We start from the raw sequence: 11,846 nt of genomic DNA on the forward strand, positions 1-11,846 counted from the left end.
GCCCTCGCCGTGTCCCCTCCGTCGTACCCGGCCCGCGTCCGCTAGTCGCGCGTGAGCCGGCGGTGGGTGACGCGGTGTGGTTTGGCGGCGTCGGCCCCGAGCCGCTCGACCTTGTTCTGCTCGTAGGCGTCGAAGTTCCCCTCGAACCAGTACCACTTGTCCGGGTCGTCCTCGGTGCCCTCGTACGAGAGGATGTGCGTGGCGATCCGGTCGAGGAACCACCGGTCGTGCGAGACGACGACGGCGCAGCCCGGGAACTCCAGCAGCGCGTTCTCGAGGCTCGAGAGCGTCTCCACGTCGAGGTCGTTGGTCGGTTCGTCGAGGAGCAGCAGGTTGCCGCCCTGCTTCAGCGTCATGGCGAGGTTCAGGCGGTTGCGCTCACCGCCGGAGAGCACGCCTGCCTTCTTCTGCTGATCCGGGCCCTTGAAGCCGAACGCCGACACGTAGGCGCGCGACGGCATCTCGACCTGGCCGACCTGGATGAAGTCGAGTCCGTCGGACACGACCTCCCAGAGGCTCTTGTTGGGGTCGATGCCGCCGCGGGACTGGTCGACGTAGGAGATTTTCACCGAGTCGCCGATGCGCAGCTCGCCGCCATCGAGGGGCTCGAGGCCCACGATGGTCTTGAACAGCGTGGTCTTGCCGACACCGTTGGGGCCGATGACGCCGACGATGCCGTTGCGGGGCAGCGAGAAGGACAACCCGTCGATGAGCATCCGGTCGTCGTAGCCCTTGCGGAGATCGTGGGCCTCGATGACCTGGCTGCCGAGCCTCGGGCCCGGCGGGATCTGGATCTCCTCGAAGTCGAGCTTCCTGGTGCGCTCCGCCTCGGCCGCCATCTCCTCGTAGCGGTTGAGGCGTGCCTTCGACTTCGTCTGACGTCCCTTGGCGTTCGAACGGACCCATTCCAGTTCCTCGGTGAGGCGCCGGGAGAGCTTCTGGTCCTTCTTGCCCTGGACTTCCAGGCGCGCACGCTTCTTCTCGAGGTACGTCGAGTAGTTGCCCTCGTAGGGGTACAGGTGGCCGCGGTCCACCTCGGCGATCCATTCGGCCACGTGGTCGAGGAAGTACCGGTCGTGGGTCACGGCCAGGACGGCACCGGCGTAGGAGGAGAGGTGCTGTTCGAGCCAGAGCACACTCTCGGCGTCGAGGTGGTTGGTGGGCTCGTCGAGGAGCAGCAGGTCCGGCTTCTGCAGCAGCAGCTTGCAGAGCGCAACCCGGCGACGCTCACCACCGGAGAGGATGCTGACGTCCGCGTCCGGCGGCGGGCAGCGCAGGGCGTCCATGGCCTGCTCGAGCTGGGAATCGAGGTCCCAGGCGTCGGCGGCGTCGATCGCCTCCTGCAGCTTGCCCATCTCGTCGAGCAGCGTGTCGTAGTCGGCGTCCGGGCTGGCCATCTCCTCGGAGATCTCGTTGAAGCGCTGGATCTTCCCGTAGATCTCGCCCACGCCCTCCTGGACGTTGCCGAGGACGGTCTTCTCCTCATTCAGGGGCGGTTCCTGCAGGAGGATGCCGACGCTGTATCCCGCACTCAGGCGGGCCTCGCCGTTCGACGGCGTGTCCAGGCCCGCCATGATCTTCAGGATGGTGGACTTACCGGAGCCGTTCGGCCCGACGACGCCGATCTTCGCTCCGGGGAAGAACGACATGCTGACGTCGTCCAGGATAACTTTGTCGCCGACGGCCTTGCGGGCCTTGGTCATTGTGTAGATAAATTCCGCCATGCATCAAGGCTAGTGGGTGCCTACGGTGTTCTCACACTCGACCGGGGACGGGACAGGCGGACGGCGCTCCCTCAGCGCTGGTCGCCGACGAAGCACTGGCCCGACGACAGGGCGGGGAGCACGACGACCGACACGACGCCCTCGCGCACCTCCCCGAAGACGCAGCGCCCGCCGGTGAGGCCGGCTCCCTGGATCGCGTCGACGTCGAGGCCCGTCGGGGTGCGGTCGATCGACACCTCGACAGATTCGGCAACGGCACCGGCGGCGCTGAATCCCTCCGTGATGGCGGCTCGGACCTGATCGCTGGTGACCGAGTCGCGGCTTCCTGCGAGCGCGCGCAGGGCCGAGTCGACCGCACCGGACACGGCCGCGAGATCGCCGTCGGGTGACGGCGTCGGCGTGGCGGCCGGAGTGGTCGCCGGGGGTGCGGGGTCCTCGGGGAGTGCGCCCGTGGTGACCGGGCCCGCGGCATCGGTCGCGGGGGTCACTATGTCGCCGCCGTCGTCCGGCGCGGGCGACGCGGCACATGAGACGAGGGTGAACAGGACCGCCATTACAGCCACCACGCCCGCGGCACGCCGCCTCCTGGTCGGGCGGCAGGGCTGAACGGAGGCTGCTGTGATCACGTCCTCATCCTGCCATGCGGCTGCCGGCCTGCCGTCGCCCGCCGCCCGCCGGCCGCGGTCCGGGGCTCGCCCGGTCAGAAAGGAACCCCCTCCGCGTCGAGGGCATCCTCCCGCCGCGGCCCGTCGGCTCCGCCCGCGGACCCCGACACCCCGTCGGCCGGCTCATCGTCCACCGCCCCGCCGGCTTCGGGCCCATCGTCGTCGGGTGCAGCCCGGACCGGACCGAACGTGGGCGACGTGGCGTACAGCTCGCCGGTGGCCCCGTCGACGCCCTCGGGCAGGCCGTCGTCCACGGGAGTCCCGGCCGGCTGCTCCGCGGAGGCCGGTGGCGCGTCGGCCCGGTCGGCCGTCGTCCTGCGGAAGTTCGCCGTTCCCCACATCAGGTCGTGGCCGGCCGTGTCGGCGTCGATCTCCACGGAGGTGCCCGTCCTGCCTTCGGCATTGATCCACGGCCGGACCTTCAGCCGGCCCGTGACGATCACGCGGTCGCCCTTCTTGATGCTGGCGCCGGCGTTGGTGGCGAGTTGCCGGAACATCGATACCGAGTACCAGTTGGTGTGACCGTCCACCCACGCGTTCGCCTCCCTGTCGAAGCGGCGTTCTGTGGAGCACATGCGGAACCCGGCGATCGCGAGCCCGCTCTGCGCGGAGGTGAGCCGCACGTCCGTGGCGACGTAGCCCCGGACGGTGATGATGTCAGTCATGGTCTGTCCTTCAGTCGGTCCGCAGGGCGGCGGGAAGTGCCGGCCTGCAGCCAGTCTCGGGCGGGCACGGCGACGGGGCGGCGGGCGGACGCGCTATGTTGACAACCGACCCGACGGATTCCGGCATCGCCCGCAGGGAGACCCGGACGTCATTGGTGCGCAACGGGCGGCCGGCCGCCGAGGCGACACCGGACCCGACACCGGCAGGAGCACCCCGGACGGGCGTCGGCGGCCGCGTGCTCGCCGGCCTCGCCGAGCTCTGCGACCAGGTTCGGGCCGGAGGGAGGATGTACCTCCGCCACTCGCCCGGTGTCGCGACGGATCGCGGCGGCACGAGCAGGGACGGGGGGAGTCGGCCCGCCGACTCCGGAGGCGTGGTGGATCCGGCCGCTCGGCGACCGGCTCGACGCGGGGAGCCGCCGCGGACAGGTCGGGGGGAAGGACGAGGGCCGGACGCGCGGCGTCCGGCCCTCGTGCTGTGCCCCCGGCAGGATTCGAACCTGCGACCAGAGGATTAGAAGGCCCCTGCTCTATCCCCTGAGCTACGGAGGCAGTGGCCCAAGTTTACTATGGGCCGGTCCTGCCGGGCCTCGCCGCCCGGACCCGGATCAGACGTTCTCGGGGAAGCTCACCCTCAACTCCAGGCGGTGCTGGCCGTCCGGGTCCTGGGAGTAGATCGCCTTGCCCGAGATGCCGCGCAGTCCCTCGGTACCGGAGCCCGGGACGATGTGCCCCGAACTGGCCGCGTCGGCGCCCTCGGCGACGCCCCAGTGCTGGACGGTCATCGCGCCCGTGCGCTCGCCGACCGTTCCCACGAACTGTTCGGACGCGACGTACCCGGCGCCGACGTCGTTCCCCGCCATGAGCAGTTCGGCCGTGCTCGTCCCGTTGATCTCCCCCTCGAACACCTTCGCGGCACGGACCCGCGACAGCTCGCCTGTGCTGCCGGGTTCCGTGTAGGGCTCGGCGTCCCAGCCGGTGATCTCGAACTCGCCGGTGTACGTCGTCGTTCCTGTTTCAATCATCTGCTCAGTATTGCCGCTCCGCGCCCGTCCCGCATGCCCGTTCTCACACCGGCCCGGCGGAGCTGCCCCGGCGTCGCGCGGATCAGTGCAGCTGCCCGGGTTCCAGCGGGCGGTAGCGCTTGCGGAACAGGACCTTCGTGCTCCGGTCCACGAAGACGAGGTACAGCGCGAAGCCGAGGGCGACAACGGCGGCCACCTGACGCGCCATCGTGAGGCTCAGGTCGAAGTAGGGGAAGATGTCCAGCTGGTCGGTGATGGCGTAGACCATGAAGAAGGCCACCGTGAAGTACAGGAACTTCACCTGCCAGTCGTCGCGGATGCCCGTGACGGCGAACAGCGGGATCAGCCACACCACGTACCAGGACTGGATCATGGGCGACAGCAGCACGATCGCGGCGAACGCGACGGCGAGCCTGCGCACGAGGTGGCTGTGGTCGCCGCGGAAGACCTGCAGCGCGATGATCACCAGCGAGGCGACGCGCGCGAGCGTGGTGAACCAGTTGGCGATGTCCCAGCCGCTGAGCCCGACGGCGTCGCCGAGCGTCGCGATGACGAGGCCCATGAAGCCGACGGGCGCGTACCAGATCCAGACGCTGCCCGGCGTGCTGAGCGCCCCGACCCAGCCGAAGCCGAACGTGTTCACGTACCCCATGACCCACAGGATGCCGAGGGACAGCCCGGCCGTGAGGAACCAGTAGAGGAAGCGTCGCGGCCACGAGGCACCCCTGCCCGCCCACATCAGTCCGACGAACGGCAGGAAGATCAGGGTGATCGGCTTGATGCCGACCGACAGCGTGATGAGCAGGATCCCGAGGACGGGCCGCCGGGTGCCGGCGAAGTACAGGCCGGCGAGCGCGAGGCCGATCATCAGGGAGTCGTTGTGGATGGCAGCCACGAAATTGATGAGGAACAGCGGGTTGGCGACGGTCAGCCACAGGGCGCGGTTCGGGTTGATGGCGTGCAGGTCCGCCAGCTTGGGGACGAAGTACACGCAGAGGGCGACGCCGATGAGAGCCACGACACGGAACAGGATGATCGAGGTGTCGGGATGCCCGCCCGTGATCCGGACGATCCCCTCCTCGATCCACAGGAACACCGGGCCGTACGGCGTGGGGCTCTGGGCCCACAGGTCGTCGGCGCCGATCTGCAGGTAGTTGGAGATCTGCGAGTAGCCGTCCACGTACGGGTTGAGCTTGGCCACCATCACCTGGCCCTGCGCGATGTAGGCGAAGACGTCCCGGCTGAACAGCGGCAGCGCGGCGGCGAGCGGGATCGTCCACGCGACGATGGCTTTCATCAGGTAGGGCCGGGTGTCGTCGGACCAGCCGTTCAGGCGCTGTCCCAGGCGGAGCCAGGCCCGGATCAGGAGCATGCCGCCGAGGGCGAGCAGCAGCACCGACAGGACGGCGCCCGCGGGTTCGAACCGGAGCCAGATGATGACGGGGTTCCGCCTCAGCTCGACCGAGGCCAGGGACAGCCACCCGACGCCGAGCGAGCCCATCCACATCAGCAGGGACCCGACGAATCCCTGCACGACGGCGACGTCGGGGCGGTTCGGGCCCGGCTGCGTCTCGACCTTCGTGAGGGGGACCTGGGCGGGCATCGGGGCGTTTCCAATCGTCGGCAGGCAGGAGGTCGGCGTCGCAAACCCATGTTCTCGGTCCGCCGGCGGGTCACCGTCCGGCGGGGCACCGCGGTGCCGTGCGCCGGAAGCGGCGGGGGCACCCAGATCTCCCCGCAGCCCTGAGCGGACTGTTCGAATATTAGCACCGGGCCCTGCGCGAGTGCCTCGGACACCGGCGCCGTAGCCGCTGGACACTGCGCGGACGGGCGGGCGGGGCCGTCGGTCCCGGACGGTACATTGGTCGAATGCCGATATCGAGTGAGCACATCGTCTGGATCGACTGCGAGATGACGGGGCTGGACCTGGCCCACGACGCCCTGATCGAGGTGGCGGTCCTCGTCACCGACTCGGAACTCAACATCCTGGGCGACGGCGTGGACGTCGTCATCAAGCCCACCGCCGAGGGTCTCGCGCACATGGGCGACTTCGTCCGGGAGATGCACACGACGTCGGGCCTGCTCGAGGAGCTCGACGACGGCATCACCATGGCCGAGGCGGAGCAGCAGGTGCTCGAGTACATCAGGAAGTGGGTGCCCGAGCCGCGTAAGGCGCAGCTGGCCGGCAACTCCGTCGGGACGGACCGGAACTTCCTCGTGCGCGACATGCCGCTCGTCGTCGACTACCTGCATTACCGCATCATCGACGTGTCCACCATCAAGGAACTCGCGCGCCGCTGGTACACCCGCGCGTACTTCCAGGCGCCGCCGAAGACCGGCGGACACCGGGCGCTCGGCGACATCGAGGATTCGATCCGCGAGCTGCGCTACTACCGCGCCGCGGTCTTCGTGCCCTCCCCCGGCCCCGACTCGGCCGCGAGCCGGGCGATCGCCGGCACGATCGCTCCCTGAGTCCGGCCGGACCGGCTCCGGGGCGCCTGTTCGGAGCACACCGAAAAGTGTGTAAACTTGTATCCGCTGCCTGTCGCTGACAGCCCGGAACGAGTTCCTGCGGGCCGGTCGGCGGCGACACATGGTGGGTATAGCTCAGTTGGCAGAGCGCCTGGTTGTGGTCCAGGAGGTCGCGGGTTCAACCCCCGTTACTCACCCTCAGTTGCCAGGGAAGATCCTGGCCGTATATGCCGTCCCGGAGACCGTCCGGGGCGGCATATGCATTTTGCGGCCCCGCCCAGCCCGGCCCCGGACGGCAGCCCTCGGGCCGCGCCCGGGGCCGACAGCATCGAAGGACCAGGAACCATGGAACGCACAGTGTTCGACGAGGATCACGAGCTCTTCCGCGATGTCGCCCGCGAGTTCAACGAACGGGCCGTCGCCCCCCACTACGCGGACTGGGACCGTCAGCACATGATGGACCGGTCCGTGTGGACGGCTGCGGGCGAGCAGGGCCTGCTCGGACTCGCGGTCCCCGAGGAGTTCGGCGGCGCGGAAATGCCCGACTACCGCTTCCGCGCGGTGCTCGACGAGGAGTTCGCCCGCAGCAACCACCTCGCGGTCGGGCTCGCCTTCCACCTGCACGACGACCTCGTCCTCCCGCACCTCCTCGCCCACGGCTCGGACGACCTCAAGGAACGATGGCTCCCCGGCATGGTCTCCGGCGAGATCGTGACGTCCTGCGCGTGGACCGAACCGGGGGCGGGCAGCGACCTGCGAGGCATCCGCACCCGGGCGGTACGCGACGGCGACGACTGGCTGATCACCGGGCAGAAGGTGTTCATCGGCAACGGCATCAGCGGTGACGCGTCGCTCGTGCTCGCGCGCACCGATGGCAGCACGGGCCGCGGGGCCAGTGACGCCTTCTCGCTGTTCATGGTGCGCCGTGGCGAGGGCTACACGCCCGGCCGGCAGCTGGACAAGATGGGGCTGCGCGCCTCGGACACGGCCGAACTGTTCTTCGACAACGTGCGGGTGCCCGGGGCGGACCTCGTGGGCGAGGTGGGCCAGGGCCTGCGCTACAGCCTGGAGCAGATCCCGCAGGGCCGCCTCGGCATCGCCGTGGCCGCCTCCGCCCTCGCACGGGCGACCTATGAGCAGACCCTCCGGTACGTGACCGACCGCAGCGCCTTCGGCGAGCGCGTGCTGGACTTCCAGGCCACCCGCCACGTCCTCGCGGACCTCCTGACCGAGGTCCAGGTGACGGAGACGTTCGTCGACCGGGCGGTCCTGGCGTTCAACGCCGGCACACTGACCCCGACGTCGGCCGCCCAGGCCAAGCTGTGGGCGAGCGAACGCGCCAAGTCCATCACGGACCGGTGCCTGCAGCTGCACGGCGGCTACGGGTACATCCTCGAATACCCGGTGTCGCAGGCCTTCCTCGCCGCCCGTCTGCTCACCATCTTCGGCGGCACCAGCGAGATCATGCGCGAGTCCATCGGGCGGTCCATCGCGGACCGTCCCACCCAGAACAGGTAGGTCCCATGGCAGTGCACCCCATCACCATCTCGGGTGAGCCCGTCCTGCATCGGCGTGCCCAGCCGGTGGAGGCGTTCGACGACGGGCTGCGCACGCTCGTCGCCGACCTGTTCGAGACCATGGATGCCGCGAACGGCGTCGGGCTCGCGGCACCGCAGGTAGGCGTCGGGCTGCGCGTCTTCGTGTACGGGATGGAGAACGACGACGGCGTGGCGCCGCGCGGCGTCCTCGTCAATCCGACGCTCGTCACCTCGAAGGTGCCCGGCTCCGATCCGGACCCGGACGACGAGGCCGAGGGCTGCCTGTCCGTCCCCGGGGAGGCCTTCCCGCTGAAGCGGGCCGACTGGGCGCGGATCTCCGGCTTCGACGGCGACGGCGTGCCCGTCGAGTTCGAGGCCACCGGGTGGTTCGCCCGATGCCTGCAGCACGAGTACGACCACTTGGACGGCAAGCTGTACGTCGACCGCCTCGACGCGCGGCAGTCGCGGAAGGCCCGGAAGGCGATGAAGAGCAACGGGTGGGGCGTGCCGGGCCTGACCTGGATGCCGGGCGTCGACCCCGATCCGTTCGGCCACTGAGGCCGGCGGACGTCGCCGGCAGCCCGCCTGCCGAGGGCTCCGCTCAGGAGTTCCTCGAGGCGCCGGAGCGCGCGTCGGGTTCCGGTGCCTCGACGAGGTCCTCGAGCCTCCTCACGCCCCGCAGGGGTCCGAGGAGGGCCACGAGGGGTGCCAGGCAGGCGATCACGACGCCGACCACGACGGCTTCACGCACCCCGATGGTCTCGGCGAGGACACCCGCCAGGAGGCTCGCGAGCGCGAGCATCCCCCAGCTCACCATGCGCGACGCGGCGCCGAGGCGCCCCATCATCCCGGGGGGGCAGACTCGCTGGCGGAAGCTCGAGCCCACCACGATGTTCCACGCGACACTCGCCCCCATGACGAACATGCCAAGGACACCCCACAGCATGCCCCAGCCGGGGGTGATCACCAGGAGCGAGGCGTAGCCGATCACGCCCGGCACCATGGACCAGCGCCAGAGCGGCCCGGAACCGAAGCGCTCACCCAGCGAGTTCGCCGTCGTGCCGCCCACGGCTCCGCCCACCGAGGCCGCCGCCAGCAGCAGGCCGAGCCACACCTCCGACTCCCCCAGCGTCCGCAGCACCAGCACGACGAGCAGGGACGCGGCGATGTTGCCACCCAGGTTCCACAGGGCGGCATTGAGGAGGATGGCCCGGAGCGGAGCCGTGCTGAAGGTGTAGCGCAGCCCGTCGGACATCTCCTGCAGGATGCGCCTGTCACTCTGCGGCTGCACGACCTCGGCGACGTCGAGCCGCCGGAGGGAGACGAGGGACACCACCGAGGTGGCCAGTTGCACCATCAGCGTGTTGGACGCGCCCACCGCGCTCGTGAGCCATCCAGCCATGGAGCGTCCCGCAGCGTCCGCCGCAGCCCCCCACCCGGTGATCAGGCCGTTCCCCTCCATCAGCTCGTCCGCCGTGACCGCCTGCTGCACCACGGCCGCGTCGGCCAGCTGGAAGAAGACCGACGCCACTCCCGCCACGAAGGCGGCGGCGAAAAGCAGCGGTGTGGTGAGGAAGCCGAGCCAGTACCCCAGCGGCAGGAGGGCGAGGACGAGGACGCGCACCGCCAGCGCCGCCAGCATCACGGGTCTGCGTGGAAGCCGGTCGACCCAGACGCCGATCAGGAGGCCGAAGAGGAGCCAGGGCAGGAATGTCATGCCCGCGAGCGCCGCCACGGCGAAGTCGCTCGCGTCGAGCTCCACGGCCGCGATGACGGGAAGGGCCACGGCGGCGACGGCGTTCCCGAAGACGCCGAACGTGCTCGAGATCATGAGGGCACGGAAATTACGGTTGCGCGCCAGCAATCGTCTACTCCCGGTACCCCCAGCGCTCATCCGATCACCCTAGCCCAGCCCTCCTACAGTCAAGGGGCGCGTCGCGTCGATCCCCGCGGGCACTTGGACGACCCTTGACCGCAGAGGTGTCCGGTCCCATAATCGGGAGGCCCGGCCGTCCGACTCCTCCGGCCTGCGGATTCGCCGGTCGCATCGGGCTCCCGGAAGTTCCCGCGTTCTCCCATGGCTTAGAGGGCCCTCTCCGATTGCCGCGCCCTCGGCAGAAGCGGAGAATAAGAGGTGGGAGAAGGTCCCGCGGTCGTTCCCCCAGCAGTATCGCGGTCGACCGGCTCCCGAGGCGGCTATAGACGCCGGGCGGTCCCCCTACCTCTTGAGACCGGGTACGGGGGGCCGCTTACTTCCTGATCGGAGCGGATCGCGGGCCGAGCCCGGAAAAGCGAACGGGTCAGCCCCTTTGCCCCAGCAGTAGGCCGACCCGTTCATACCGTCGTGCTCATCGAGGAGACCCACGGCGGTGTTCACAGAGTATGTGGACGCTCACGGTTCGACAACGAACGACGCGCCGATGATCGGTAGAACGCAGTGTGGCCGTCCGGGGAGGTCGAGGGATGGGTCGACCGATACGCCGGGTTCTGTCATCGCACGCCGTCGCCGTCGCGCGAGTGGCGGCCATCCATCTACGGACGCCGTTGCCGACGCCCTCCAGCGGCCTACCCGTACCCTCGGGCGGGCAGCCCTCGAGCGGGCACTGTCTGGCCTTGCTCCGGGTGGGGTTTACCGAGCCACGCCGGTCACCCGGCGTGCTGGTGGTCTCTTACACCGCCTTTTCACCCTTACTGCCCGCGCAGGCCGAAGCCTGCAACGGGAAGCGGTCTCTTTTCTGTGGCACTGGCCTGCGGGTTACCCCGAGTGGGCGTTACCCACCACCCTGCCCTGCGGAGCCCGGACGTTCCTCGGTGGATCGGGCGCGTACGCACCGTCCAACGCGGCCGCCTGGTCGACCCATCCGTCGTCCATTCTAGACCGACTCCACCGGCCCGCTCCCCGCCCCGACGCGGACGGGAGGCCCGCGGAAGTTGGATAGGGTTGATCGGTGCTGATCCTGCTCCCTCCGTCCGAAGGCAAGTCCGCCGCCCGCACCGGCGCCCCCGTGCGACTGGAGGACCTCCACTTCCCGGAGCTCGACGACGCCCGCCGTGCCGTGCTCGCAGCCCTCCGGGACGCCAGCGCAGGCCACGACGCCCACGCCGTCCTCGGGGTCGGCGCCTCGCTCGTCGAGGACGTGCGGCGGAACCTGGTGCTCGACGTCGCCCCCGCCGCGCCGGCCCATGACATCTATTCGGGCGTCCTGTACAACGCCCTCGGGTACGCGGCGATGACGCCCGTCCAGAAGCGCAAGGCGCGGGAGCGGTGCGTCGTCGTGTCAGCCCTGTGGGGCGCCATCGGCTTCGGCGACCGGATCCCCGCCTATCGCCTGTCCATGTCGGTGGACCTCCCGGGCACGGGCGGCCTGGCCGGCTACTGGAGGAGGCACCTGGCCCTGCCGCTGGCAGAGCATGCCGGTACAGGGCTCGTCGTCGACTGCCGCTCGAGCACCTACGCCGCGGCCTGGGCCCCACCACCACTGCAGAGCGCCGCCGTCAACGTGTTCCAGCTGCGCGACGGCCGCCGGACGGTCGTGTCCCACTTCGCCAAGCACACACGCGGCGAGTTCGCGCGCCACCTGCTCACGCGACGCGGCACGGCGCCCGCCTCACCCTCCGCCCTGCTCGCGGCGGCCCGGGAGAGATGGACCGCGGACCTCCGCCCCGCGACGGCCCGCAAGCCTGCTCAGCTCGACATCGTGCTCGACTGACCGGGGCCTTCTTCGAGTGGCCGACGCGGATCGGGCTGGTGCGACGA

Annotated in this window: 10 protein-coding genes, 2 tRNA genes and 1 other RNA gene; 5 read left to right on the forward strand and 8 right to left on the reverse strand. The window is 70.0% G+C overall.

Annotated features, from left to right (window positions below; all coding sequences use genetic code 11):
• Window positions 1-41: 41 nt before the first annotated feature.
• From ettA to mptB, 6 genes are all read right to left on the reverse strand, one after another.
• Entirely contained in the window at window positions 42-1,724 is a 1,683-nt protein-coding gene (ettA, locus tag CXQ97_RS00085; protein WP_104178837.1) for an energy-dependent translational throttle protein EttA, read from the reverse strand.
• A 71-nt stretch (window positions 1,725-1,795) separates the two neighbouring features.
• Window positions 1,796-2,350 carry a hypothetical protein gene (locus CXQ97_RS20200; protein WP_258062099.1) on the reverse strand — a complete coding sequence of 185 codons (555 nt, stop codon included), beginning with the start codon at window positions 2,348-2,350 and terminating at the stop codon, window positions 1,796-1,798.
• 74 nt (window positions 2,351-2,424) lie between these two features.
• Complete coding sequence (gene ssb, locus CXQ97_RS20030) at window positions 2,425-3,054, reverse strand: single-stranded DNA-binding protein (protein WP_219815370.1); 630 nt, start codon at window positions 3,052-3,054, stop codon at window positions 2,425-2,427.
• A 479-nt stretch (window positions 3,055-3,533) separates the two neighbouring features.
• Window positions 3,534-3,606, reverse strand: a tRNA-Arg gene (locus CXQ97_RS00100).
• A 56-nt stretch (window positions 3,607-3,662) separates the two neighbouring features.
• On the reverse strand, window positions 3,663-4,079 hold the full coding sequence (locus CXQ97_RS00105; protein ID WP_104178838.1) for a DUF3224 domain-containing protein: 417 nt from the start codon (window positions 4,077-4,079) through the stop codon (window positions 3,663-3,665).
• An 82-nt stretch (window positions 4,080-4,161) separates the two neighbouring features.
• Window positions 4,162-5,682 carry a polyprenol phosphomannose-dependent alpha 1,6 mannosyltransferase MptB gene (gene mptB / locus CXQ97_RS00110; protein ID WP_104178839.1) on the reverse strand — a complete coding sequence of 507 codons (1,521 nt, stop codon included), beginning with the start codon at window positions 5,680-5,682 and terminating at the stop codon, window positions 4,162-4,164.
• Between the two features lie 266 nt (window positions 5,683-5,948).
• On the opposite strand from mptB, the gene orn reads away from it, so the two are divergent.
• The 4 genes from orn to def all read left to right on the forward strand — a co-directional run bounded on the left by orn (window position 5,949) and on the right by def (window position 8,647).
• Window positions 5,949-6,551 (forward strand): oligoribonuclease, encoded by a 603-nt coding sequence (orn, locus tag CXQ97_RS00115; protein WP_104178840.1) that lies wholly within the window; start codon window positions 5,949-5,951, stop codon window positions 6,549-6,551.
• A gap of 124 nt (window positions 6,552-6,675) precedes the next feature.
• Window positions 6,676-6,748: transfer RNA gene (locus CXQ97_RS00120), tRNA-His, on the forward strand.
• 148 nt (window positions 6,749-6,896) lie between these two features.
• On the forward strand, window positions 6,897-8,069 hold the full coding sequence (locus CXQ97_RS00125; protein WP_181034923.1) for an acyl-CoA dehydrogenase family protein: 1,173 nt from the start codon (window positions 6,897-6,899) through the stop codon (window positions 8,067-8,069).
• A 5-nt stretch (window positions 8,070-8,074) separates the two neighbouring features.
• Window positions 8,075-8,647, forward strand: coding sequence for a peptide deformylase (gene def / locus CXQ97_RS00130; RefSeq protein WP_104178842.1), 573 nt, complete (start codon window positions 8,075-8,077; stop codon window positions 8,645-8,647).
• A 43-nt stretch (window positions 8,648-8,690) separates the two neighbouring features.
• On the opposite strand, the gene CXQ97_RS00135 is transcribed toward def, so the two are convergent.
• Window positions 8,691-9,983: an MFS transporter gene (locus CXQ97_RS00135; protein WP_104178843.1), complete on the reverse strand. Its 1,293-nt coding sequence runs from the start codon at window positions 9,981-9,983 to the stop codon at window positions 8,691-8,693.
• Window positions 9,984-10,549: 566 nt separating this feature from the next.
• An RNA gene (gene rnpB / locus CXQ97_RS00140) (RNase P RNA component class A) lies at window positions 10,550-10,949 on the reverse strand.
• A gap of 88 nt (window positions 10,950-11,037) precedes the next feature.
• On the opposite strand from rnpB, the gene CXQ97_RS00145 reads away from it, so the two are divergent.
• Window positions 11,038-11,799 carry a YaaA family protein gene (locus CXQ97_RS00145; RefSeq protein ID WP_104178844.1) on the forward strand — a complete coding sequence of 254 codons (762 nt, stop codon included), beginning with the start codon at window positions 11,038-11,040 and terminating at the stop codon, window positions 11,797-11,799.
• The last annotated feature ends 47 nt before the right edge of the window (window positions 11,800-11,846 follow it).

It is taken from the genome of Arthrobacter sp. B0490, from assembly GCF_002929355.1.
In the GTDB taxonomy this organism is placed as follows: domain Bacteria; phylum Actinomycetota; class Actinomycetes; order Actinomycetales; family Micrococcaceae; genus Arthrobacter_D.